This window comes from Halomonas sp. ATBC28, assembly GCF_005937175.1.
Taxonomy (GTDB): Bacteria; Pseudomonadota; Gammaproteobacteria; order Pseudomonadales; family Halomonadaceae; genus Vreelandella; species Vreelandella titanicae.
Window position 1 is genome coordinate 13715 of the sequence record NZ_VCQL01000009.1, and the last position, 25299, is coordinate 39013.

A 25299-nucleotide genomic window follows, 5' to 3' on the forward strand; every position below is an offset into this window, starting at 1 on the left:
CGTTTTCTTGCTAACGCTTAAGGTAGCGGGACTCGCGCTAGTCGGCTAAGCAGGTTATCCAGCTCTTCTACTTCAGTGTCCCATAGCGTGGCTGGCATTGGCCCTAGCGCCAATAGCGCGACCAGGATGTCGACCACTTCTTGATCACGGCTGCGCTCTTGATTGAAGCCTTCATTCAAACGCTCTACCTGAATCGCCAAGCGCAGCGGCTCATCGCTCTGCCGCACGCTACCCACGGCCAGCATCGAGAGGTGCACTCTCAGTCTGGCGAGGGAGTCGGCGATGCGAGTGTGATCAGCGTCTGATAGCGGTACCGCTACGCTATGGCGCTGTTGATTGCGTGCGTTATGCGCCTCATTAAAGGCGGTAGGCAGTGAAGTGCCGAGAGCCGCTTGTGCGTCCACGTTGCTTGGGATCCCTTCGTCGAGGTAGCGCTGGTCGGCAGTCAAGTGAGCGCTCACTAATGGCATGATCGCATGCCACTGTTGAACTGTATCGGCAACCGCCAGACGGTTTAAGCGTTCTCTGCGCGCACGCACGATGCCACTCATCCGCCGCTGCATGCCTTCGCTGCGCCGATTGCGTGGCAACGGCTCAAGTTGATTGGCTTGTTCGATAAAGCGCTCCAACGTGGCCGACTCACTCGCCTCAATCGGCTGCCAGCTATCCATTTCGTCGATGAGGGCTTGCATCTCATCAAGCTGCTGTTGCTGGCGCGCTGCCTGCTCAGTTTTATGCGCATCGCGCTGGGCAAAGAGTTGATCACATTCGTGGCGGAAGGTTTTCCACAGCGTTTGCTCTTCGCCTTTGGGTGCCCGGCCCAGGGCCCGCCACTGCTGCTGCAGCTGTTTGGTCAAGTGAATGCGCTGTGCAAGAGGTTGGCTTTCGTCGCTGCGCAGCGCGCTCACCTGGCTGATCAGATCCCGTTTTTGCGCGGCGATAGTTTCAGCGCGCTGATCGATCAACGCCTGTAGCTGATGGCGAATGACACCAAAGCGCCGCCCAACGGACTCGGAGCGTTCACGGGGAACGGGGCTGTAGTGTCGCCACTGGTGGCGCGCTTTGTCGCGGATTTGCCGTAGCACATCGGGGTCGGCGTCTTCGGCGGGCTGAGCCAGCAGGTTTTCCAGCTGATCGCACAGCGCTTCGCGGGCTTGAAGGTTTGCCTCACGCTCTTCGCTGAGCTGGTCTCGCCAAGGGGCGAGACGTTCGTGGATGCGATCCGAGGCGCTGCGAAAACGAGCAGACTGTTCGCGGTTAGCCGCCGCATCTCCCAGTGATTTCCACTCTTTGACCAGTTGGCGATGGTGGCGGTCAAGTGCTTCTTCCGCCATATGGCGGTCATTCGCGAGGGTTTCGATGCTGTCACATAGCTGCTCGCGCTTTGGCCCGGCGACAAACCCCCGCCAATCGCGTAATTCCGCGAGCCGGGCGGCTAAGTGCTTTAAGCGCGTTTTGAGCGGTTGAGCGGCTGGGCTTTCCAGCGCTTCAATGCGCGGCTTTAGCCGCTGATGCAGACGGCTGGCACTTTTAAAGGCGCCGCGCTCTAACAAGTGCTCAAAGGTGTCGAGTTCTGCGCCATGTGCTTTTAGGGTGGCGTTGTCTTCTATCGGCTGCGAGGGGGCGGTATTTTCCGCGTTGAGAGCCGCTTGGGCACGGCCGAGCAGCGCGGGCGGCGTTAAGGCATCCGGCCATTGACATTCGCTCATCAGCGTGGCGAGGGTAGCGTGGTCGCCGTTGGCCAATGCGGTTTCGATGGGGGCGCTTGCCGCGCACCAGCGCTGCCATGCCTCTAAGCACTGGTCGTAGTGATGAATCGCCAACGTGTAGCGCTGGCGCATGGTCTCACTGGGCGGATGGATATCAGAAAGCGCCTGCCAGCGTTGGCCTAATAGTTGGCGCTGGGCGCGCAGGCTGTCGATATCCTGCACGGTCATGGCTGAGGCGTGGCGCAGGCCATCAAGGGTTTCTTCGATGCCTTCAAGCAGCTGTTCGCGGGTGTTTTCGGCTTCTTCACGGCGCTCGTCGCTCTGCTGGCGCGCCTGCTCCTGGGTTTCGTGGTCGTGAAGCGTCTTGCGGCAATTGAGCACCGCTTGATGAAAGCGCTGCTCTTGCTCCACGCTTGGCGGCTGGTTCAACTGTTCCCACTGCCGTTCAAGATGGCGAAAGCGGCCGCCATAGAGGGGTTCCCAAGGCGCACGGGCGTGCTGCTCTAATTGATTCAGGAGCGTTTCGCGTTGCTGCGCTTCTGCTTCCAGCCACTGGGCGTCGCTACGCAAGCGGTTGAGGCGTTCCCGTGCCAAACGCACCACCTGACGGTCGCGGCGGGCCTCTTTTAACAACCGTTTTAGTCCCTCTTCGCCCTCAATGCGTTCGGCAGCCTGGTGGCGAACGGCAGCCACGCCGTTGTGGCAAGCTTGCTGAATCAGATCATTCTCATCGCCCAGTTTGCTCAGTGCGGTCAAGCGTAGATTAAGATTGTCACCCTGCAGGGCAACCGCGCTCAGTATCCGCGGCTCTTCGATCTGTTCCACCAAGGATTGGCGTTGGTGCAAGTCGGTATGGCCTTCACGCCCGCTGAGACGTTGGCAAACGGCATTAAACCAGGCCTCATCCTGCTGGTGGTGCGAGTAAGCGTCGACCAGACCTGCGCAGTCATCCAGGGCTAGCAGCGCGGCTAGGCGAATCTGGCTGTCGCTATCTTGAGTGAGCGACTGCAGCGCTTGGCGCTGCTCTGCTTGCTCAGGGTTCAATCGCTGGAGGGCCTGACGGCGCACCTCGGGGTCAGGGTGCTGCCACCGAGGTGCGAACAGTCGTCTTAACAGTCCGTGCATGAATCATCCTGCTAGTATGAAATGCGTAGCATGAAAAAAGCGGCTCAGTGGTTGCAGTCACCGGCGCTGTCGCTTAGCTTGGCCTTACTATGGTGTGATAAACGTCTATTTTCTAGGCCACACTGCTTCTAGACCACACTGTTTTTAGACTACAGTGTTTCTAGACGACGAAATGCGTGATAGTACGCTACCTTATATCTTATCTGAACATGACGGGGAGTTCGGCCATGAGCCTTAACGTGGATAGTGCCGTAGTGGCCTTTACCTTCAAAGGGGGCATGTTGCCGATGACCGTCATGGAGCTAAGTAGTGCTGATCCGGAGCAAATCCGACAGCAGTTGGCTGGCAAATTCTCCCAGTCTCCCGCTTTCTTTCAGCATACACCGGTTGTGCTCAGCGTGGAAAAACTCGATGAACCCCACTTAGCCCTTGAACGCATTTGTGCCGTGTGCCGTGACCACAAGCTGTTGCCGGTGGCCGTACGCGGTGGCACCGAGCCGGTTCGCCAATCGTCCTGGGCGCTGGGGTTAGGGTGGTTTCCGCCGGTGGCAGAGGGCCGTGCCCGGGTGCTTGAAAGTGTGAACAGCTCGCCGGTACAAGAAGTTGCCCGTGAGGAGGAACTGAGTGAGGCGGAAGCGCCAACGCTCGCTACGCGGCTTTATCGCGGTACCGTGCGGTCGGGGCAGCAAGTAAGCGCCTCTGATGGAGATTTAGTGGTGATTGGGGCGGTGAATGCCGGTGCAGAAGTGCTGGCCGCTGGCAGTATTCATGTTTATGGCGCGCTGCGTGGCCGTGCGTTGGCGGGTATTCATGGCAATACCCAAGCGGGTATTTACTGCCGCGAATTGGAGGCTGAACTGCTTTCAGTGGCAGGCAATTACAAACGCTCTGAAGATATTGATGCACAGCTTCTGGGGCGACCCGCGGAAGTTCACTTTACAAAAGAACAGCTTGAAATTAAGCCACTGAGCTAAGGTATTTGTATGAGGCTGCGTTGGTGCTTCATGCCTAGCGACGCCGAAGGCGCTATCCGTTACAGTATGGCATGTTGATGACATTGACGTTCCCGTTATGCGCAGAGCGCCGGCTGACTCGCGCTCGCGATGAACGACTTCAAGAAGGAAGTGACTCTTGGCCAAGATAATTGTAGTGACCTCTGGTAAAGGAGGGGTCGGTAAAACCACTAGCGCGGCAGCCATCTCTACGGGGCTTGCGCTGCGCGGTAAAAAAACAGTCGTAATCGATTTTGATGTGGGCCTGCGGAATCTCGACCTGATCATGGGCTGCGAACGACGCGTGGTGTATGACTTAGTCAACGTGATTCAAGGTGAAGCGGGGCTTAACCAAGCGCTGATTCGTGATAAGCGCGTCGAGAATCTGTTTATTTTGCCAGCTTCTCAAACCCGTGATAAAGATGCCTTGACCCAAGAGGGGGTCGCGGAGATTCTGGAGAAATTGAAAGAAGATTTCGATTTCATTCTTTGCGATTCACCCGCCGGTATTGAGCGTGGTGCGCAGTTGGCCATGTACTTTGCCGACGAGGCGATTGTGGTCACCAACCCGGAAGTCTCGTCAGTGCGTGACTCTGACCGTATTTTGGGGCTGCTGGCTTCTAAAACCCGACGTGCCGAACAGGGCGAAGACCCTATCAAAGAGCACCTGTTGGTGACCCGCTATAATCCCGAGCGCGTAACCTCCGGCGATATGCTGACGCTCGACGATATCCGCGAAATTTTGGCGATTAACCTGCTGGGCTTGATTCCTGAGTCTGAGGCCGTGCTGCGTGCCTCTAACCAGGGTGTGCCCGTCACCCACGATATCTCCAGCGATGCGGGTCAAGCGTACAGCGATACGGTATCGCGCCTGCTCGGCGAAGACATGCCGCTGCGTTTTCATGAAATGCAACGCAAAGGCCTGCTCAGCCGTATGTTCGGGGGAGGTCGTCGATGAAACTGCTTGAGTTCTTGAAGCGTGAGCGCAGAAAATCCGCCTCGGTAGCCAAAGAACGTTTGCAAATTATTGTGGCGCATCAGCGTAGCCAGCGCGGGCAGCCCGACTATATGCCGATGCTTGAGCGCGAGTTGCTTGAGGTGATCCGTCGCTACGTCCATGTGGATGACGACGCCATTCAAATTTCCTTGGACAGCGAAGACAACTGCTCAGTGCTTGAACTAAACGTTACGCTCCCCAAAAGCTAACCCTAAGCGCTGAAGACGCGGCGAAAGGGGTGGCGGGTGTGCTAGGCTTGGGCTTTTAACTGCCCAGCGGAGTGATTGTTCATGGCGCCACCCAATGCTGCCCCTGCCAGTTTTCTATGGCATGACTATGAAACCTTCGGGGCGGATCCGCGTCGCGATCGGCCCGCACAGTTCGCAGCCCTGCGCACTGATGCTGACCTGAACGAGATCGGCGAGCCGATCGAGCTCTACTGCAAGCCCGCCGATGATTACCTGCCTCATCCTGCCGCCTGTTTGATTACCGGTATTACGCCTCAAAAAGCCCAACGCCATGGTTTGCCCGAAGCAGAATTCGCGGGCGAGATTCAGCGCCATATGAGTGAGCCGGGCACCTGCGTGGTGGGTTACAACAGCCTGCGTTTTGATGACGAAGTCTCCCGCCATCTGTTTTACCGCAATTTGCTCGACCCTTATTCCCGTGAGTGGCAAAACGGCAATTCCCGTTGGGATTTAATCGATGTTGTGCGCGCCTTTTATGCGCTGCGTCCTGATGGCATTGAGTGGCCGCTGCGCGAAGACGGCGCACCCAGCTTCAAGCTTGAGCACTTAACTGCAGCTAACGGCATTGCCCATGAGGGTGCCCACGATGCGGTAGCTGATGTACGGGCCACGATCGCGTTGGCCCGCTTGCTCAAGGCGCGCAATGCGAAGCTGTTCGACTATTTGCTCGGTCTGCGTGGTAAGCGCGCGGTGGCTAAGCAGTTGGACCTGCCCAACGCCAAACCGCTGCTGCATATCTCCCGTCGTTATCCCGCCAGCCGGGGCTGTAGTGCGTTAGTCATGCCGCTGGCCGAACACCCGACAAATCCTAATGGGGTGATCGTTTACGATTTGAGCGTTGATCCCAGCGATATGCTGAGTATGTCGGCGGAGCAGATTCGTGAGCGCGTGTTTGTCAGTCAGCAGGATTTATCCGAAGGCGAGGCGCGTATTCCGCTGAAGGTGATTCATATCAACCGTTGCCCGGTGGTGTTTCCCGCCAGTGCTTTGAAAGATGTTGAGGGGCCTCAGCAGGGTGAATATGGCACCATCGTTGCGCGCTTAGGCTTGGATGTGGCGGCTTGTCGGCAGCACTGGAAAGCCCTGCGTGATGCCAGCGGTGTTGTCGCTAAGATCGCAGAGGTGTTTAGTGCAGGCTACGACGATGCGCCACAAGACCCTGATCTAATGCTCTACTCAGGCAGTTTCTTCTCGGCTGCTGACCGTCAGCAGATGGAGCGGGTGCGAGAGATGGAGCCGTGGGATTTGGTAGGGCAGCGCTTTGCGTTTCAGGATCCGCGCTTGGAAGAGATGTTGTTTCGCTTTCGTGCACGCAATTACCCCGACACGTTGGAAGGTGAAGAGCGCGAGCAGTGGGAAGCGTTTCGTTGGATGCGGATCAATGATCCGGCCCTGGCGGGCTTTACCCTCAAGGCGTTTGCGCGGGAAATCGCTCAGTACAATCAGCAAACCCTTACTGATCGCGAGCGGCAGATTTTGGAAGAGCTGGTGATGTTCGTGGAAGCCATGATGCCGGCTCAAGCATTTGACGCCTGAGCCGGTACCCGTTTAGGTCACTCCTGTAGGGAGTTCTCTTTACGCATTGTCATCACGCACTTTGGGCAGGGGGGAGCGCTCTTCACGATAATCGCTGACATCGCTGGGTTCGTCGCCCGGATTAAAGCGAATATCCAGGGTGTGCTCGCGCAACGATGGCCATAGGGCCTTAATATCCTCAAGGCTAACGTTCAGCACTAGTTCGGCCAGTTGGTCGCGGCGATCAAAGCGCACGTCTTCCAACGCGGTGGCTTGCCAATAGCGGTTGGCCATGCCCGCAAGGCTGGTATCGCGCTGGCGCAACTGGTCGTGAACTGCCTGGCGATAAGGCACTAAGTCAGCGTCGCTGAGTTGTTCAAGTCGTTGGTTAGCCTCATCAAGAAACACATCCATGCGTTCGGCAATGGTGCCGCTATCCACGTCGGGTGATTGCACCATGAGGGCAACCCCTGGCGCTTCGAGCAGCGGCGAATAGCCGGCATTCACGATGTAGCCGAGCTGCTGCTCGGTGCGCAGTTGCTGGTAGAACGGTGTTTCCAGCCACTGGGCGATCACCGCGGTGGTGGCTTGTTCCTCTGGCGTCTGATCGCGGCCTTGCAGATAGCGCAGAACCAAGGACTCATCCCGAGAGCTGTGAGGGTGCAGCACGCTGTGCTCATCACTTGCTGCAAGTGGGGTGAGGTTAGCAATATCGTCGCGGTTTAACCGCGGTTTTAGCCTGGCACGCATCAGCTGTGTTTGTTCACGCGCCAGGTCAGCGTCCAGGTTGCCCACCGCCATGGCATCGACGTACAGGTTATCTAGAAAGCGCTGGCGAAAATCTTCCAGGTGACCACTGTCAAAGCGCTCGCTGGCGGCGAGAAGTTCAGCGGTAGACCATTGTGGTGTGAGTAGGGCTTCGCCCAGCGTGCGGCTAGCTTGACCGTAGAGCGATGCTTGGGGCGCATTGCGCCACTCGCGCTGCAGCTGATAACGCACCCGCTCGAAAGCGCTGTCGGTAATTTCTGCGTGCGCTAATTGCTCTAGGGCTTGTTCAATCAGCGGGGTTTGGCCATCACGCCAGCCTGAGAACGATAGTGTCATGCCCCTGGCGTGGGGATAAGCGCTAAACGACTGCCCTGCCAACCACGCTGGGTAGAGGGATTCATTCAAACTGTCGTTAAGCCAGCTGGCGAGTAGCCGAGTGAGCACTGCTTCATGGGCAGAGTAGCTGGCGGTGGGGCTTTGCAGACTGACCCGCCACTCAACTGTGGGAGTGTTAAAGCGCTCATCCTGCATGTGCCAAGCGGTAAACGATGGTGTTTCGACCAGTAGGCTGGGGCGCTCATCCTGGCCTTCCAACAGCGTCAGGTCACTGGCGATAAAGGGGTTGGGCCCCGGGAGTGCCAAACCGCTCAGGGGCTGGCCCGGCTGTTCGGGCACTTGCTCGTCCCATTGGGTATTGAACCAAGGTGAGACAGTGTCGCTTTCGATATCCGGTGCTGAGTAGAAGCGCAGCATGTTGTCCGGCGTTAGCGCGTCAAGATAAACCTGCTGGCGTTCTGCATCGGGGCCATCCATACGGTAGGCCGCGTACTGTACGTCCTCTACCGGGTAGCGGGATAGGCTCATTGAAAGGCGAGTGGCTTCCTGCTGTGGGGCGCCATACTGCTGAAAGCGGAAGGCCTGCTCATTGAGTTTTGCCTGCTCTTCGTAGCGCCATTCGGCGAGGCCATCATTACGCAGTTGATCAATGGCGGCAAACAGGGTGGCTTCAATATCGTCCAAGCGTTCGGCGCCTGCGGGCGTCAGGCTGATGGAGATAGTGAATAGTGCTTCGTTGCCATCGCCGCGCCCCACACCGGCGGAAAGCCCATCGGCCAGTCCTGCATCGCGCAGTACCGCTAACAGGCTACCTTCACCTTCATCGCCAAGCAGGTGGGCGATTACCTGGGTCGGCTTTGTTCGGTAGTCGTCAGTGGGGTCGGGTACTGGGAAGTAGAAGCGTAATTGTCGACGATCCTGCAGCGACTGGCGCTCGATATAGCGGGGTAGCGTGTCTGAATCAACCAGCGGCGCGTCAATCGTCGGCACGCTTAAGTCGTTGTCGGGAATATCGGCAAAGCGCTCGGCTACCCACTCCTCCAACTGGTTCAACGGTTGTGGCGCCACAATCGCCAGATTCATTACATTGGCGTCGTAATGCTGGTGATAGAAATCGATGACCCGCTCGCGTAGCGTTGCCTCGCCTTCTGGCGGGCTGGCTAAGGTTTTCCGGCTGCCCACGGCAAATCCGGTGGTGGGGTTGTCAGGGTTGAGCAGTTGGTTGAGCACATCGTTTTCGCGACGGGACTCATCACGAATACGCGCCATGTACTCCGAGTGAACGATATTGCGTTCGCTCTCCAGGTGGTCGGCGTTAAATAGCGGCGAGAGGAAAAATTCGCTGAAACGGTCAAGCGCGCCCGGCAGTGCCGATGGCTCAATATCAAAGAAGTAATTGGTATCCTGCTGCGCGGTAAAGGCGTTGTGAGAGCCCGCGTTATTGGAAATATAGCGCTGGTAGGCATCAGATTCCGGGTAGGGCTCGGTGCCTAAAAACAGCATATGCTCTAGAAAGTGTGCTAACCCCTTAAGGTCATCAGGATCTTGGGCGCTGCCTACTTGCACATTCATCGACGCCGCCGCCTTGTCCGCCTCCGGGTCGCTGACCAGCAGCACATTGAGGCCGTTCTCGAGCGTCAAAACCCGGTAGTCGCGGCTGTCATAGGGGCTAATGATCGGGGTGACTGTGTCAGCAATGGCGTCGGCAACGGCGTCATCGGTGGCCGCGAAGGCCAGTGGTGTTAACGCGATGCTGGCGATAACGCCAATCACTGCGCACTGTGGGAAAACACGCCAGCGGGTTATGCAAGTGGATCGCAACATTACAGCTCCTGTGACACAGCCCAACGCAGCATCGACCCGGTAGGATGGGCACAGGCCGGTGACTGGTAGGCGGGATTATTGACATGTTTAGATACCGGAAAAGCGCCCAACAGTTCCAATGGTGCGGGTGCTAGCAGTGAATTAAGCGTTTCGGTATCGGTGTCTGGGTTGAGCCAGGCGGATAACGCATGGCTGGGTATAGTGACCGGCAGGCGGTCGGTTAACGGCGATAACAGCAGGTTGGCGGGCACGGTGATCAGTGCGGCAGAGTCGGTAAACGCCGTTAACGTGGTGTGGTAGCGGCACCATAGTGCGCCCAATAGCAACGGCGCCCGGGATACCTGGGTCACCAAATAGGGTTGCTTGCTGCGGGGCTGGGTTTTCCATACATAGAAACCGCTTACCGGAATAACGCAGCGGCGAGCGCTAAAGGCATCGCGAAACATCGCCCGTGATTCAAGGGTTTCCGCCCGGGCGCAGTGGGGGGCATGATCCAGCACTTCCAGCCAGGGTGGCGTCAGGCCCCAGAATAGCGACGAGAGCCGGTACTGCCCCTGCTCTAAGCGAATAGCGGAAATGGGCCGACGAGGCGCTAGATTAGGCGACTCAATCAACGGTTCAGGAGTGGCTAGCGTTGGCAATAAGCGGGTCAGCGGTAAATTTTGCACATGCAATCGCCCCGTCATAGCTATCTCCTTAAGCAGAATCGTCGTGGAAGTGTACCTGGATGGCGGGGGACTGCGCGCAATAAAGCACGAAATGTAGCGTTTTAGTGTCGAAAACAGTGTTCGATGTAAGGTATCCTATCTTATCCCTTGCTCCCGCTAAAGCGCAGTGAGGCTTCCTTCTTGTTTGCCGTTGACCTTAAGAGATTGCCATGGCCCGTCCTAGACAGCATGCGCCCGATGCCCTCCATGCGCAGGTCATGCACGCTTGTGATGAGTGGTTGGCTGAGCAGCCAGTCCATGGTCTCTCACTGCGTGCCCTGGCCAGAGAGGTCGGCTGTGCCCCCAGCACCCTATTGAAGCTATATGGCAGCTTCAATAATTTATTGCAGCACGTCAATGTGGAAACCTTGGCGCGTTTACAGCACACCATTACCAGCCTGATCGACGATGACCCTGAGCCATGGCTACGTTCGCTGGCGCGTGCCTACTGGCGGTTCGCCGAGCAGGATTGTTACCGCTGGCAACTGCTGTTTGATTACCCGCTGGCCCAAGAAGGTGAGCTTGATCAGCGCCAGAGCGATTTGATCGAAGCGCTGTTTACCCAAGTAGAAGCGTCGCTTAAATCCTACCAGCCAGCGCTGGATGATCTCGAAGCCCGCCGTTTAGGGCGTACGCTGTGGGGCAGCGTTCATGGGTTAGTCCAGCTAGGGCTTAATGAGCGATTGGGCTATTGGCAGGGTCAGCAATTAAAAGTAGATGAGCTGCTGGATCAACTGATGAGTACCATTCTGGCGGGCCTACGCCATCGTGAGGCGGCGACGTGAGTGGGTGGGTCAATGCGGCTCGCCAGGCGCTGCGCTGGTTGATTTTTGTCTCAATGCGCCTCTGCTACCGGTTACAGGTGCATGGGCGTGAGCATATCCCCAAGCAGGGGGCCGCGCTGGTGGTGTGTAACCACGTCAGTTTTATGGATGCCTTGGTGCTAGGCGGTGCTAGCCCCCGACCGCTGCGCTTTGTGATGGATCAACCGATTTTTGACTCGCCTTGGCTTAAATGGTGGTTTCAGCTGGTTGGTGCAATCCCTATTGAGTCTGAACGCCGCAGCCCCGGCGCCCTGAGGCGCGCCCTGGATGACGTGAGCTCAGCGCTGCGCCAGGGGCAGGTTGTGATGGTCTTTCCTGAAGGGCGATTGACCCCTGATGGCGAAATTCACGCCTTTCGGCGTGGCCTAGAGGCTATTCTCGCCAGGGACGATGTGCCGGTGGTTCCGGCAGGGTTAGCAGGCTTGTGGGGGTCGTGGACATCTCACCATGATGGCAAGGCGCTAAAGAAGTGCCCTAAGCGTTTTCGGGCGCCGGTGAGCCTGCACTTTGGGCCCCCGCTCAACCGTCTGGACGCCGATGACATAGCGCTGCGGCGGTTTCTCGAAGCGCGGGTTAGGGCGCTAAAGGCAGCGGCTGATCAGGATCTGGCCAACCGCCATTAACTCGCTTATCACTGATTAGCGGCGTGGCGTCCGCAGCTTTTGCCAGCAGCGCGCCGAGGTAATGAGATTATCGCGGATCTCCAGAATCTCCATGCGCATATTGCCGATCTGTAGGCATGCTGGGCCTTCTGGGAAAGCTTCAAGATGCTCAAGAATCAATCCATTGAGCGTTTTGGGGCCATCGGTAGGCAGTTGCCAGCCGAGCATCTTGTTAATCTCACGAATATTGGCGGTGCCTTCAATCACATGGCTGCCGTCGTCCTGCTGGTGAATCTCTTCATCTTCAGAGACATCGGTGGTGAACTCGCCCACGATCTCTTCCAGAATATCTTCCAGGGTGACCAAGCCCTCTACGTCGCCGTACTCATCCACCACAATGCCGATGCGCCGTTTCTGCTTTTGAAAGTTGAGCAGTTGGGTATGGAGCGGTGTGGACTCGGGAATAAAGTAGGGCTCCCGTGCCTCTTGAACAATCGATGCCTTGGTAACTTCGTCCCGGGAGAGAAAGCGTGCCGCGTTGCGCAGATGCAGCATGCCGATAATATTATTGATATCACCTTTATAAACCGGTAGCCGGGTATGCTGGCTGGTGCGAATCTGGGTCAAAATATCTTCGAGCGAATCATCCAGGTCGATACCCAGCACTTCGTGGCGTGGCACCATGATGTCGTTCACGGTGACGTTCTCAAGATCGAGAATAGATAGCAGCATTGCCCGGTGGCGGTAGGGGATCAGCGTGCCCGCTTCGTGAACCACCGTGCGCAGCTCATCACGGGTCAGGCTATCGCCCCCGTTATCAACGCTTTTAACGCCCACCAACCGGAGCAGGCCGTTAGACATCACGTTAACCAGCCATACGAGCGGGTAAAGCAGCTTTAGCAGTGGCTCAAGGGCGTAGGAGGTCGGGTAGGCGATCCGCTCGGGTTTAATCGCGGCGTAGGTCTTCGGCGTTACTTCGGCAAAAATAAGAATCGTGATGGTCAACAGAGCAGTAGAGATTGCAGGCCCAGATACGTCGCCGAAGAAGTGAATGGCGATAATGGTCGCAATTGAGGCCGCCAGGTTGTTGACGAAGTTGTTGCCGATCAGGATAACGCCAATCAGGCGGTCTGGGCGGGTGAGCAGGCGCATGACCCGTTTGGCTCTGCGGTCACCGCTGTTGGCTTGATGGCTCAAGCGGTAGCGGTTAATCGACATCATGCCGGTTTCAGAGCTGGAGAAAAACGCAGAAAGCAGTATCAGTAAGGCTAGCAGGCCGAACAGTAACCCCAGGGGGAAGTCGTCGCTCAAGTCGAAAAGTCCTTTGTGGCGGATTAGGCTCGATTTGTAGAAGGTAGCGAGTAGTGTGTCAAGACAACCAAAGGCGTGGTAACGCCCGCGGTAGCGGTTGAGCCGCTATCGATTGAGTACAACCTCAAGTACGAACTTACTGCCAAAGTAGGCCAGCACCAGCAGGCCGCAACCGCCCAGTGTCCAGCGCACGGCACGCATGCCGCGCCAACCAAAGCGATAACGACCAACCAACAGGGTCGTGAAGATTATCCAGGCCAGTAGCGAGAGTACGGTTTTGTGTGCCAAGTGCTGGGCAAAGAAATTGTCCAGGAAAATAAGCCCGCTCGCGATGGAGAGCGTCAGCAGGATAATGCCCGCCCACACCAGTTCAAAAAGTACCCGCTCCATGGTGGTGAGCGGCGGTAGCGACTGCACAATGCCGCGAATATGATGGTGGCGCAGCGCCTGGTTCTGTAGGCCGACCAGCACCGCTTGGACGGCGGCAATCGCCAGCACGGCAAACGCCAGCGCTGAACTTATCGCATGCAATAAAATGCCCGGTGTAAGCCCGGTATGGCCGCCCTGATTCGGCAGCCACGTGGCGGCGAGTAGTGCAATACCCGCCAGCGGGAAGAGTGCAATCCCGGCGTTAAGCACCGGTTTAAAAAGGCTGGCAACTAGCACGACGTTGACCGCAACCGCCATCAGCAATGTGGCGCTGGTGGTAAAGCCGGGCAGTAGGCCAGGGGATTGGCCGACTAATTTGACCACCACAGGAATGTGCAGCAGTAAGCCCAGCACAGCGAGCAGGCGCACCATGCCCTGGCGAGGCGGCACACGCCGGAACAGCGTCATGCCTTGCCAAATGGCAGCGGCAACATAAAGAACAAAAGCAATCGTGGCGAAAGGTAGCGCCTGCATGATGCTATCCGTGCGCCTTGCAGCGCGTTGCGGTGAATAAATAAACGAATTAAGTGTGATTACGACGAGAATCTATCCAACTACTATAACTAATCCAAGCGGCGTCGCCCAGCGGGGTAAACGCATGAAAATAGTTAAAGACTCGGAGTAAGTATGCAGGAATGCCAGGGAAAGCTGTAAGCAAGGGTCTTTCGCCATGGATGGCGAAAGTAGCGCCCATGGATGGGTTAACAGCGCCCTTGCGTCAGCTTGCCCAGGCAGGATCGCTGGCACTCGCCCATGGAGACTCAAAGCATGAGCGCGTATAATCTTTTTACTAATGAGTCCAGGGCGTGCGCGCCGACGGCAGTGACGGAGGCAGAGAGGCCCCATGTTCCAGAATCTAAGTGAGCGTCTTTCCCAGACGTTAAAGTCGATCAAGGGTCAGGCTCGCCTGACCGACGACAATATTAAAGATACCCTGCGCGAAGTACGCCGCGCACTGCTTGAGGCCGACGTAGCACTGCCGGTCATCAAGGAGTTTATTGAGCGCGTGCGCGAGCGGGCGGTCGGGCAGGAAGTATCCAAAAGCCTGTCGCCAGGCCAGCAGTTCGTCAAAATCGTCCAGCAAGAGCTGGAAGCGATTATGGGCGAAGCCAACGACGGCTTTGTGCTTAAGGGTTCCCCCGCCGTTGTATTGATGGCCGGCCTACAGGGTGCGGGTAAAACCACCTCTGTGGCCAAACTGGCCCGCTACCTGCGCGAACGCGAGAAGAAGAAGGTCTTGGTAGTGTCTGCCGACGTTTATCGCCCGGCAGCGATCGATCAGCTCGAAACCCTGGCCAAAGAAGTCGAAGTGGACTTCTTCCCCTCGCGCTCTGACCAGCAGCCGGTGGCGATTGCCGAAGCGGCCATCAAGCACGCCAAGATCCAGTTTCACGATGTGGTGCTGATTGATACCGCCGGTCGACTGGCGATTGATGAAGCCATGATGGCGGAGATCCAGGCACTGCATAAAGCGGTCTCGCCTCAGGAAACGCTGTTTGTCGTCGACGCCATGACCGGCCAGGACGCTGCCAATACCGCCAAGGCGTTCAGCGAAGCGCTGCCGCTAACCGGTGTGATTCTGACCAAAGCGGACGGTGATGCTCGCGGCGGTGCGGCGCTGTCTGTGCGTCACATTACCGGTAAACCGATCAAATTTATGGGTGTCGGTGAAAAAGTCGACGCCCTGGAGCCGTTCCACCCAGACCGAGTCGCCTCGCGCATCCTGGGGATGGGCGACATGCTGTCGCTGATCGAGGAAGCCGAGCGCACCGTCGATAAGTCCAAAGCCGAGAAGTTGGCCAAAAAGGTCAAGAAGGGTGATGGCTTTGACCTGGAAGATTTTCGCGATCAGCTCCAGCAGCTCAAGAAGATGGGCGGTATGGGTGGCCTAATGGGCAAGTTGCCGGGTATGGGGCAGATGGCTGAGATGGCTCAAGGCCCTGGTCCCGAGAAAGAGCTGGGCAAGTTGGAAGCACTAATTAATTCCATGACGCCTAAAGAGCGCCGCAAGCCCGACATTATCAATGGCTCGCGCAAGCGCCGCATTGCCTCGGGGGCCGGTCTGCAAGTGCCTGACCTCAATCGCCTGCTTAAGCAGCATAAGCAGATGCAGAAAATGATGAAGAAAGCAGGCCAGAAGGGCGGCATGCAGAAAATGATGCGTGGCATGTCCGGCATGATGGGTGGCGGCGGCCCAGGTGGGCCCGGTGGAATGGGCGGCCCCGGTGGATTGCCGCGGCGCTAAGACGCCAATAGTAACGTACTGATGCGCTTGGTGAGGTTGACGACCTATCAGTTTTCTGGCTGTCAGGCTTTCCAAGCCGGGCGCATTTGCGTAGAATGCGGCCTCTTCATGCGTGGGTGCTGCCCAAATACGTCAAAACGTAGCAGTAGCAGCGCTCAATGAAGGCCTTAATGGTGTTAAAAAAGGTCATGCAAGCCGCTTTATGTGGTCGTGTGCCAGTTTAGCGCCAAGAAAACAGCACGACGAGTGTTCCGATAGCGGTTAGCGCTATAAACACACTCTCGTAACCTCAACCGAAGGATAGTTATCGTATGGTTACCATTCGTTTGGCCCGTGGTGGCGCCAAGAAGCGTCCCTTTTACCACCTGACCGTTACCGACTCGCGTAACGCTCGCGACGGTCGTTTCATCGAACGTATCGGCTTCTTCAACCCGGTTGCCCGTGGTCAGGAAGAGCGTCTGCGCGTTGACCTAGACCGCGTTGTTCACTGGCAGAGCCAAGGCGCCCAGCTGTCTGGTCGTGTTGCTGAGCTGGTAAAAGAAGCACGCAAACAGGCCTAAGCCTGATTTTGAGTCTTGTTGTCTGAGACTTATTGTGTGAGAAAGTGAGTGCTGGGTAGCTGAGGTCGTCGATGACGCGTTTTGAAATAAGCCAAACTGACGACACGCATGTGGTGCTAGGCAAGCTGACTAGCCCTTATGGGGTGAAAGGTTGGCTCAAGGTGTACTCCTACACTAGCCCAATGGACAGCATTCTTGAATACCCGGAATGGTGGGTGCGCCAAGGTGAAACCCTGAAGCGCATAAGCATTGTTCAAGGGCGTCGGCAGGGCAAAGGACTTGTGGTGCAGCTTGAAGGGGTCGATGACCGTAGTGCGGCGGAAGCATTAGCCCAAACGGATATCTTGATGCCCAAAGAGGCGCTGCCTGAGCTTTCCGACGATGAGTATTATTGGCATGAGCTTGAAGGCATGGCGGTCTTCACTCAGGCCGGCGAACGGCTAGGACGGGTAAGCTACCTGTTTGAAACCGGCGCCAACGATGTCATGGTGGTTCGCGGCGATTCAGAGTCAATCGACAAGCGCGAGCGACTGCTGCCATTTTTGCCAGACGACGTCATTATCGAAATCAGTTCCCAAGAGGGCCGTATGGTCGTCGATTGGGATCCTGAGTTTTGACCAAACTTATGAACAGTTTGAGCAATGATGCATCTACCGACTCAACCGAGTTGGATAGTGGCAACGCGCCGGAAACGGCGAGCGAAGCAGCAGTGCCTGCAATGTGGATTGGTGTAGTGTCGTTGTTTCCTGAGATGTTCGACGCGCTCACGCAACAGGGTGTGGTCGGCAGAGCGGTAGAAAAACAGCGTATTGCACTGGAGTTTTGGAACCCGCGGGATTATGCCACTGACCGCCACCGCAGCGTCGATGACCGCCCCTATGGTGGTGGTCCAGGCATGTTGATGAAAGTCGACACCCTGCGCGCAGCGATCTTTGCCGCCCGGGAACGGGCGCAGAAAGCCACCGGCTTAGTGCCGACGGTGATCTACCTCTCGCCCCAGGGGCGTAAGCTGGATCAGCAGGGCGTTCAAGCACTGGCTTCCGCCGGGCCTTTAGTGGTCGTGGCAGGGCGCTATGAAGGCATTGATGAACGCGTGGTGGAGAGTGACATCGATGAAGAGTGGTCGATTGGCGACTATGTGTTGAGCGGCGGTGAGCTGCCAGCGATGGTGCTGATTGATGCAGCGGCAAGGCTGATTCCCGGTGTGCTGGGTCATCAGGATTCCGCTATCGAAGACTCGTTTAATGACGGTCTGTTAGACTGCCCGCACTATACCCGTCCAGAAGTCATCGACGGGCGCCAAGTGCCGGATGTGCTGTTAAGCGGTAATCATGCAGCCATCAAGCGCTGGCGGTTAAAGCAGTCACTCGGGCGTACATGGCAGCGTCGTCCAGACCTGTTGGAAGGGCGGCCGTTAGATGCCGAACAGCGTAAGCTGTTGAACGAGTTTATCGAAGAACACGCTCTGTCAGCTAAAACTGAGTAGGCCAGAGCGGCGGTGCAGGGCGTATGCGCACCTGTGTCACCCATAACGACTCCCGCGTAGCTCGTTTCGAGCGCCGGGATCACGGCTTCCGCCACCCATGATTGAGCGGTCAAGCCAACACGTTATTCAGGAGTATGATGATGAGCAGTAAAAGCAAAGTGATCCAGGCGATCGAATCTGAGCAAATGGGCAAAGAAATTCCTCCCTTTGCCCCCGGCGACACCATTGTCGTTCAGGTAAAAGTAAAAGAAGGTACTCGCGAGCGTCTGCAGGCGTTTGAAGGTGTAGTCATCGGTAAGCGTAACCGTGGCCTGAACTCCGCTTTCACCGTGCGTAAAATTTCTCACGGCGTTGGCGTTGAGCGTACCTTCCAGACCTACAGCCCGCTGGTTGACTCTATCGAAGTCAAGCGTCGCGGTGACGTGCGTCAAGCCAAGCTTTACTACCTGCGCGAGCGCAGTGGTCGTTCTGCACGTATCAAGGAAAAGCTGGCTTAAACGCCACTGCTCCTCGGGCGCACGCTGTTCTCGAACAGGCGTCGCGCCCGGATACCAAGACCCCGTCACCGCTTTGCGGGGCGGGGTTTTGTTTATCCGCTCAACAAAAGCGGCTTGAGGTGACTAACGTATGAGCGTTATCGATGCATTTTTAGATGCTCTCTGGCTTGAGCAGGGCGCCAGCGATCATACGTTAGCCGCCTATCGGCGTGATTTAACCGCCTGGCAGAGCCACCTGGAGAGCCACGGTGAAGCCCTTCTGGCGCCGCCGCCGGAGCGCCTCAGTGAGTGGCTGGCCAGTCGCCGGGAGGAGGGGTATCAACTGCGCAGTAATGCCCGGCTGCTGTCGACGCTGCGCAGCTTCTACCGTTGGGGGCGTTTAAACAACCAAGTGGAAAGTGACCCACTGACTGATATCAAACTACCGCGGGTCATACCCGGCTTGCCTAATACCTTGGAAGAGGACGAGGTTGAGCGCCTACTCTTGGCGCCGGATACGGAGACTCCTTTGGGGGTTCGTGACCGTGCCATGCTGGAGCTGCTGTACGCCTGTGGCTTACGGGTATCAGAGCTTGTAGGGCTCACTGGTAATGCGGTCAATCTGCGCCAAAACGTGGTTAGGGTGCGTGGTAAAGGCGATAAAGACCGCTTGGTTCCCATGGGCGAAGAGGCCGCAGATTGGCTGGCGCACTATATGCAGACTGCACGGTTGGCGCTGATGAGCGACCCAACACGCCCCGCGCTGTTTCCTGGGCGGGGTGACAAAGCGATGACCCGGCAAACGTTTTGGCACCGGATTAAGGTGCATGCCATAACGGCAGGGATTACCCGGCCACTGTCGCCCCATACGCTTCGCCATGCATTTGCCACCCATTTATTGAATCATGGGGCCAATTTGCGGGTCGTACAGCTGCTGCTGGGTCATAGCGATCTGTCGACGACCCAAATTTATACCCATGTAGCCCAGGCGCGCTTGGAAAGCCTACATGCTGAACATCACCCACGAGGTTGAATTGATGATGCGTCAACGCCGTTTTGTAACACTACCTTTACTGACACCTTCCTCGATGCTGGCGTGTTTGCTAACTGCCAGCCTGCTACCTTCCGCTGCACAGGCTGACGACGTGGCAGATCGTTTGGCTGAAACACTTAGCGTCAATGGCCAGTCGATGCCCGTGGAAGCGGTCACCGAAACGCCTATGGATGGCGTTTATCACGTGCGGTTGGAGAACGGCGAATCTTTCTACTCCAATGCAGACGGCAGCCACTTCCTGGTCGGTGACCTATATGAAAATGCACCCGACGGGTTGGTCAACTTAACCGAGCAAGAGCAGAATCAAGAGCGTGCAGATGCGCTAGCGGCAGTACCTGAGAGTGAGCTAGTGATCTTCCGCGGTGCCGAAGAACCGAAAGCAACAGTGACGGTATTTACCGATCCTACTTGCCCCTATTGCGCGCGGTTACACGACACCATTCCGGAGTTGAATGAGCGTGGTATCGCCATTCACTATATGGCCTTTCCCCGTGCGGGTATGGGCAGCCAGGCTGCCACCATGCTACAGCAGGTGTGGTGCTCGGATAATCGCAGTGAAGCGATGACTCAAGCCAAAGAGGGCGAGACTATTTCCAGCGCAGCAGACTGCGACAATCCTGTGGCGGAGCAGTATGATCTGGGTAAGGCGCTGGGTGTACAGGGCACGCCAGCAATTATTTTGCCCAATGGGCAACTGGTGCCGGGCTTTGTGCCCCCCGAGCGGCTCTTTGCCATGTTAGGCTTAGATGACGAATGACGTCACATTGAAAGATAATACAAAGCGCTGAGGCACGGTCTTTAAGATCGAATTCAAAACCGTAATTAAGGCCAGCACCACCAGGTGCACAACACGAAAGGGGAAGTATTTTGAAACCGGTAAGAGTAGGTATTTGTGGTCTAGGTACTGTCGGTGGCGGCACCTTTAACGTATTGACTCGCAACGCTGATGATATTGCGCGTCGTGCTGGCCGCCCTATTGTGATTGAGCAGGTTGCTCACCGCAGTATTCATCCTGACTGCGATATTACCGGCATCAATGCCACCTCCGATGTGTTTGAAGTCGCGACCAACCCCAATGTGGATGTCCTGGTGGAGCTCGTTGGCGGTTACGATATCGCCCGCGAGCTGGTGCTCACCGCCATTGAAAACGGCAAGCACGTGGTCACCGCCAACAAGGCGCTGATTGCGGTGCACGGCAACGAAATCTTCAAAGCCGCTCACGAAAAGGGCGTCATCGTAGCATTCGAAGCTGCAGTCGCAGGCGGCATCCCGGTGATCAAATCGCTGCGCGAAGGCTTGGGTGCCAACCGCATTGAATGGGTAGCGGGGATTATCAACGGCACCGGCAACTATATTCTTACCCATATGCGCGATGAAGGCCGCGCCTTTGAGGACGTGCTCGCGGAAGCTCAAGCGCTAGGCTACGCCGAATCTGACCCCACCTTTGACGTGGAAGGTATCGATGCGGCACACAAACTGACGATTTTGGCCTCGATTGCCTACGGCGTGCCGCTGCAGTTCGAGAAAGCCTTCACCGAAGGCATTTCACGGATTACTGCGGAAGACGTCGAGCAAGCCGACAACCTTGGCTACGTGATCAAGCACCTGGGTATCTCCAAGCGTACCGATCAAGGCCTGGAACTGCGGGTTCACCCCACGCTGATTCCTAAAGAGCGCCTGCTGGCCAATGTTCATGGCGTAAAAAATGCTATTGCAGTAATGGGCGACGCGGTAGGGCCGACGCTCTACTACGGCGCTGGCGCCGGCGCCGAGCCGACTGCATCAGCGGTGGTGGCCGATTTACTCGACGTGGCGCGGGATATCTCCACCGAGCACCGCTACCGGGTGCCGTACCTGGCGTTTAGCGGCATCGACGAAGATGTCAGCCAACTGCCCATCATGCCGATGGAAGATATCATCACGGCCTACTACCTGCGCCTGCTGGCGGTGGATCGCCCCGGCGTGTTGGCGCGGGTGGCCACGATTCTATCTGAGCAGGGCATCTCGATCGAGGCACTGATTCAGAAAGAGGCGACCGAAGGCGAGCTGGTGCCGATCATTCTGCTCACACACCGTACTAAAGAGAAGCAGATGAACGCAGCGATTCGCGAAATCGAATCCATGGCCGATATTGCGGGCCCCGTCACGCGTATTCGCGTGGAAAGCTTGAGTGAAGGGGAGTAAGCCTAGATGCGCTATATCAGCACGCGCGGGCAGGCGCCCGCGCTCTCCTTTGAAGAAGTGGTGCTCACCGGTATGGCCAGCGACGGCGGCCTCTATGTGCCGGAAACAATGCCTGAGTTCTCCCGGGAAGAGCTGGCCGACATGGCCGGGCTCTCCTATGCGGAAATCGCCTTTAGGGTGATGAAGCCGTTTGTGAACGGTGAGATCGACGACGAGACCTTCCGCAACATCGTGACCGAGGCCTACGCGACCTTTAATCACGACGCCGTGCTGCCGCTCAAACAGCTGGATGCCAATCACTTCCTGCTTGAGCAGTTCCACGGCCCGACCCTGGCATTTAAAGACGTAGCGCTACAGCTGCTCGGCCGCCTGCTCGACCACTTCCTGAAAAAGCGTGGCGAGCGTGCGGTGATCATGGGTGCGACCTCTGGCGATACCGGCTCGGCGGCGATTGAAGGCTGTCGCCACTGCGACAACCTGGATATCTTTATCCTGCACCCGCACAACCGGGTCTCGGAAGTACAGCGCCGACAAATGACCTCGGTGCTGGCCAATAACGTCTTCAATATTGCCATCGAAGGCAATTTCGATGACGCCCAGGCGATGGTCAAGGCCAGCTTTGCCGATCAGTCGTTCCTCAACGGTACTCGCTTGGTCGCGGTGAACTCGATCAACTGGGCGCGCATTATGGCGCAGATCGTTTACTACATCGCCTCCGGCGTTGCGCTGGGTGCGCCGCACCGTGAAGTGAGCTTCTGCGTGCCGTCGGCTAACTTCGGCAACGTGTTTGCTGGTTATATGGCCTACAAAATGGGCCTGCCGGTGAAGCAGTTCATCATCGCCACCAACGCCAACGACATTCTGCACCGCACGCTGGCCGCCAACGACTTCTCCAAAAAAGAGCTAGCGGCTACTTTAGCGCCCTCCATGGATATCGTTGTGTCATCTAACTTTGAGCGCCTGTTGTTTGACGCCTACGACCGCGATGGCTTGGCCGTGGCGGCGCTGCTTGAGCGCTTCCAGCAGGAACCCACGGCGCTGGCCGATGCGCCGCTGGCCAAGCTGCGCGAGAAGTTCTCCAGCTACAGCGTGGACGATGCGACGATTCTGGAAGTGATTCGCGACGCCCATAAACGCACTGGTGAAATGCTCGACCCGCACACCGCCACCGGCTATCGTGCTGCCGAGCGTGCCCGGGCAGATCAGTCAACGCCAATGATTACCCTCGCCACTGCGCACCCGGCTAAATTCGCCGAGGCCGTTGTGAAGGCGGGCTTCCTGGGCGTGCCACTGCCGCCGCATATGGAAGACCTGATTGAGCGCGAAGAGCGCTACACAGTGCTCCCTGCGGAACTTGCCGCCGTGCAGCAGTACGTTGCGGAAAACCGGCGTTGACGTATTAATGGCCTCAGTGACTGATTTACCCGATCGCACGCTGTCGTCTAGCAAGACCGGGCCGCGCTTAGAGCCTCGTCCAGTGGATGAGGCGCTTTATGCCCGCGCTCAGGCGGAAGGCCTAAGCGAACTGCAGGCGCGTTTGCTGGCCTCGCGCTTGCCGGGCTACAGCGGTGAGCTGCTCCCTTTAATCGCACCTAGCCTGCGTTATTTGGCCCACCCGGAGAAACTGGCCGACGGTCGCCGCGCCGCCGAACGTATCGCTCAGGCGGTGGCAGAGGGTGAGGCCATCGGCATTCTCACCGACTACGACGTGGATGGCATTACCTCCCACGTGGTGATTAGGCGCACGCTGGTGGAGCTGTTTGGGGTGCCAGAGGGCAAGCTACATAGCCTGATTGGCCACCGTATTCACGACGGCTATGGGATTAGCCTACCGCTGGTAGAGCGCACCTTGGCTCAAAAGCCGTTTCCGACCCTGGTGATTACCGCCGATTGTGGCAGCTCTGATGAGCCGCGTATCGCGCGATTAAAAGCGGCAGGTATCGACGTGGTAGTCAGCGACCACCACGCCCTGCCCAGTGAGGGGCCGCCAAGCTCGGCATTCGCCTGTGTTAACCCTACCCGTGATGACTGTGAGTATCCCGACAAAACCATCGCTGGCTGTATGGTGGCGTGGCTGTTGATGTCACTCGCCCGCGGCGTTCTGATTGAGTGGGGAGCGCTATCAGAGTCGACGCCCAAGCTGTCGCCCTGGCTCTCCTACGTAGCTTTGGGCACCGTGGCTGACTGTGTCTCCCTGGGCGGCAGCCCCGCCAACCGCGCGGTGGTCAATCAAGGGTTAAAACTGATCAATCGTATGGATGCGGCGTGCTGGCGCGCTATGGCCACGCGCTTAGGCGCTGACAGTGTGCCGTTTAACGCCGAGACGTTAGCGTTTCAGATGGGGCCGCGGATTAATGCCCGCTCGCGGCTGGACGACCCCTACGCGGCGCTGCACTTTATGCTGGCCGAGAACGATGGGGTCGCCAATCGCCAGCTCGACGTTCTGGATCAGGATAACCAGTCCCGCAAAGCGATTGAGGCCGATATGGCCGCCGAGGCGCGCACTCTTGCCACGGCAGCTCTGGATGCCGATGAGCCCGCCGTGGTGGTGCTGCTTGAAGACGGGCACCCCGGCGTACAGGGTATCGTCGCCTCGCGATTGGTGCAGGCCTACGGGCGCCCGGCGTTGGTGCTAACGCAAGCCTCGGCACCAGGCATGCTAACCGGCTCTGGCCGCTCGATTGATGGGCTGCACCTGCGGGATGCCCTACAGCGCACCTTTGAGCTTGCTCCCCAGGCGCTGCCACGCTTTGGCGGTCATAGTGGAGCGGCAGGGGTAGGCGTGCCACGGGATCAGCTTGACGCCTTTAAAGCGGCTTTCTTGAGGGCCGTAGGCGAACAGCTGGAGGGACGAACGCTCTATCCGCGCCTATGGACGGATGGTGAGCTCTCCACGGCACAGCTTTCGCTGACCACCTTGCAAGAGATAGAAACCCTTGGGCCCTATGGGCGGGAGTTTGATCCGCCGCTGTTTGAAGGCCGCTTTATTGTCGAGGCGCTGCGCCCGGTGGGTGCTGACGGCGCGCACCTGATGCTGGAACTCTCCACTGGCCCGGTGACCTGCAAAGCCATCTGGTTTCGTGCCTTAACGCCAGGGGAACTGCCTGGGTTTAACGTGGGGGATACACTGCACTGTGCTTATAAGCTTAACCGTAACCGCTGGCGCGGCCGCGAGACGCTGCAGTTGATGGTCGAACACGCCAGCCCAATTTAAGCTGTACATCGCATCATCTACTGGCAATTTAAGTAAGGACGCCCTATGCGCGTGGAAGATTTACCCCAGGATCAGCATCGCCCCTATGAAGATGTGATGGCGATGCTGCTGGGCACGTTCTTTGTAGCGCTGGGAGTGACCTTTTACACCCATGCGGTGCTATTGACCGGCAGTACTGCAGGCTTAGCGCTGCTGTTGAGCTATATCACCAGCAGTATTACCGGCTGGGGCTTTGGGGTGTACTTTTTTGCCATTAACCTGCCGTTTTACTACTTGGCGGTGAAGCGGATGGGCTGGAGTTTTACCCTGCGCACCTTTGCCGCCATCGGCTTGGTATCGCTGTTTTCAGAGTTAACCCAAGGCTGGGTGCAGTTTGCCAACGTGCCCTCAATCTACGCCGCCTTGATGGGCGGCGCGCTGATGGGCATCGGCATGCTGATGCTGTTTCGCCACCGCACCAGCCTGGGCGGTATCAATATCCTCGCGCTCTACTTGCAGGATCAACACGGCCTGTGCGCAGGCTACGTTCAACTGGCGATTGATGGCGTTATCCTGCTGGTAGCCCTGACCCAACTACCGTTGGATCGCGTGGGCTATTCGGTACTAGGGGCGCTGACGCTCAACCTGATTATCGCCCTGAACCATAAGCCAGGGCGATATATTGGAGTGAGCTAAAAACGTTTAGCCAAGCCA

At 57.4% G+C, this 25299-nt stretch carries 22 protein-coding genes; 17 read left to right on the forward strand and 5 right to left on the reverse strand.

Features of this window, described 5'->3' with window-relative positions; genetic code table 11:
* Window positions 1–17 precede the first annotated feature (17 nt).
* On the reverse strand, window positions 18–2834 hold the full coding sequence (locus E0L35_RS11720) for a DUF349 domain-containing protein (protein WP_138800374.1): 2817 nt from the start codon (window positions 2832–2834) through the stop codon (window positions 18–20).
* Between the two features lie 227 nt (window positions 2835–3061).
* Here E0L35_RS11720 and minC point away from each other — a divergent pair, with 227 nt between their 5' ends.
* From minC to sbcB, 4 genes are all read left to right on the forward strand, one after another.
* A complete protein-coding gene (minC, locus tag E0L35_RS11725) occupies window positions 3062–3808 on the forward strand; it encodes a septum site-determining protein MinC (RefSeq protein ID WP_138800375.1) in 747 nt (248 codons plus the stop codon).
* 157 nt (window positions 3809–3965) lie between these two features.
* A complete protein-coding gene (gene minD, locus E0L35_RS11730; protein WP_027957730.1) occupies window positions 3966–4784 on the forward strand; it encodes a septum site-determining protein MinD in 819 nt (272 codons plus the stop codon).
* Window positions 4781–5032, forward strand: a complete 252-nt coding sequence (gene minE, locus E0L35_RS11735; protein ID WP_007111776.1) for a cell division topological specificity factor MinE — start codon at window positions 4781–4783, stop codon at window positions 5030–5032. Before minD ends, minE begins: the two co-directional genes overlap by 4 nt.
* An 81-nt stretch (window positions 5033–5113) precedes the next feature.
* Window positions 5114–6607, forward strand: coding sequence for an exodeoxyribonuclease I (gene sbcB, locus E0L35_RS11740; protein ID WP_138800376.1), 1494 nt, complete (start codon window positions 5114–5116; stop codon window positions 6605–6607).
* A gap of 39 nt (window positions 6608–6646) precedes the next feature.
* Here the strand turns inward: sbcB and E0L35_RS11745 are convergent, their stop codons facing one another.
* Window positions 6647–9514, reverse strand: coding sequence for an insulinase family protein (locus E0L35_RS11745; protein ID WP_138800377.1), 2868 nt, complete (start codon window positions 9512–9514; stop codon window positions 6647–6649).
* Window positions 9514–10200 (reverse strand): SOS response-associated peptidase family protein, encoded by a 687-nt coding sequence (locus E0L35_RS11750; protein ID WP_133731010.1) that lies wholly within the window; start codon window positions 10198–10200, stop codon window positions 9514–9516. The genes E0L35_RS11745 and E0L35_RS11750 overlap by 1 nt, the downstream gene beginning before the upstream one ends.
* Window positions 10201–10391: 191 nt before the next feature.
* Here E0L35_RS11750 and E0L35_RS11755 point away from each other — a divergent pair, with 191 nt between their 5' ends.
* Window positions 10392–11006: a TetR-like C-terminal domain-containing protein gene (locus tag E0L35_RS11755; protein WP_027957733.1), complete on the forward strand. Its 615-nt coding sequence runs from the start codon at window positions 10392–10394 to the stop codon at window positions 11004–11006.
* The gene (locus tag E0L35_RS11760) at window positions 11003–11668 is read left to right on the forward strand and encodes a 1-acyl-sn-glycerol-3-phosphate acyltransferase (protein WP_009288262.1); all 666 of its coding nucleotides are present in this window, start codon (window positions 11003–11005) and stop codon (window positions 11666–11668) included. The genes E0L35_RS11755 and E0L35_RS11760 overlap by 4 nt, the downstream gene beginning before the upstream one ends.
* 15 nt (window positions 11669–11683) lie before the next feature.
* On the opposite strand, the gene E0L35_RS11765 is transcribed toward E0L35_RS11760, so the two are convergent.
* Window positions 11684–12958, reverse strand: a complete 1275-nt coding sequence (locus E0L35_RS11765; RefSeq protein WP_138800378.1) for an HlyC/CorC family transporter — start codon at window positions 12956–12958, stop codon at window positions 11684–11686.
* A gap of 105 nt (window positions 12959–13063) precedes the next feature.
* Window positions 13064–13861, reverse strand: a complete 798-nt coding sequence (gene ccsA, locus E0L35_RS11770; RefSeq protein WP_009288264.1) for a cytochrome c biogenesis protein CcsA — start codon at window positions 13859–13861, stop codon at window positions 13064–13066.
* A 370-nt stretch (window positions 13862–14231) separates the two neighbouring features.
* On the opposite strand from ccsA, the gene ffh reads away from it, so the two are divergent.
* From ffh to E0L35_RS11825, 11 genes are all read left to right on the forward strand, one after another.
* Window positions 14232–15632, forward strand: coding sequence for a signal recognition particle protein (gene ffh, locus E0L35_RS11775; protein ID WP_027957735.1), 1401 nt, complete (start codon window positions 14232–14234; stop codon window positions 15630–15632).
* Window positions 15633–15943: 311 nt separating this feature from the next.
* Complete coding sequence (gene rpsP / locus E0L35_RS11780) at window positions 15944–16192, forward strand: 30S ribosomal protein S16 (RefSeq protein WP_007111767.1); 249 nt, start codon at window positions 15944–15946, stop codon at window positions 16190–16192.
* A 71-nt stretch (window positions 16193–16263) separates the two neighbouring features.
* Window positions 16264–16809, forward strand: coding sequence for a ribosome maturation factor RimM (gene rimM, locus E0L35_RS11785; RefSeq protein ID WP_071695240.1), 546 nt, complete (start codon window positions 16264–16266; stop codon window positions 16807–16809).
* Window positions 16810–16910: 101 nt separating this feature from the next.
* Entirely contained in the window at window positions 16911–17678 is a 768-nt protein-coding gene (gene trmD, locus E0L35_RS11790; protein WP_027957737.1) for a tRNA (guanosine(37)-N1)-methyltransferase TrmD, read from the forward strand.
* A gap of 140 nt (window positions 17679–17818) precedes the next feature.
* Entirely contained in the window at window positions 17819–18175 is a 357-nt protein-coding gene (gene rplS, locus E0L35_RS11795; RefSeq protein ID WP_027957738.1) for a 50S ribosomal protein L19, read from the forward strand.
* A gap of 130 nt (window positions 18176–18305) precedes the next feature.
* A complete protein-coding gene (gene xerD / locus E0L35_RS11800) occupies window positions 18306–19187 on the forward strand; it encodes a site-specific tyrosine recombinase XerD (protein ID WP_138800379.1) in 882 nt (293 codons plus the stop codon).
* On the forward strand, window positions 19162–19965 hold the full coding sequence (locus E0L35_RS11805) for a DsbC family protein (protein WP_138800380.1): 804 nt from the start codon (window positions 19162–19164) through the stop codon (window positions 19963–19965). Before xerD ends, E0L35_RS11805 begins: the two co-directional genes overlap by 26 nt.
* A gap of 110 nt (window positions 19966–20075) precedes the next feature.
* Window positions 20076–21392: a homoserine dehydrogenase gene (locus E0L35_RS11810; RefSeq protein WP_009288268.1), complete on the forward strand. Its 1317-nt coding sequence runs from the start codon at window positions 20076–20078 to the stop codon at window positions 21390–21392.
* Window positions 21393–21398: 6 nt separating this feature from the next.
* The gene (thrC, locus tag E0L35_RS11815) at window positions 21399–22787 is read left to right on the forward strand and encodes a threonine synthase (RefSeq protein ID WP_138800381.1); all 1389 of its coding nucleotides are present in this window, start codon (window positions 21399–21401) and stop codon (window positions 22785–22787) included.
* Window positions 22788–22794: 7 nt separating this feature from the next.
* Window positions 22795–24606 carry a DHHA1 domain-containing protein gene (locus E0L35_RS11820; protein WP_138800382.1) on the forward strand — a complete coding sequence of 604 codons (1812 nt, stop codon included), beginning with the start codon at window positions 22795–22797 and terminating at the stop codon, window positions 24604–24606.
* Window positions 24607–24651: 45 nt separating this feature from the next.
* Window positions 24652–25281, forward strand: coding sequence for a YitT family protein (locus E0L35_RS11825; protein WP_138800383.1), 630 nt, complete (start codon window positions 24652–24654; stop codon window positions 25279–25281).
* The last annotated feature ends 18 nt before the right edge of the window (window positions 25282–25299 follow it).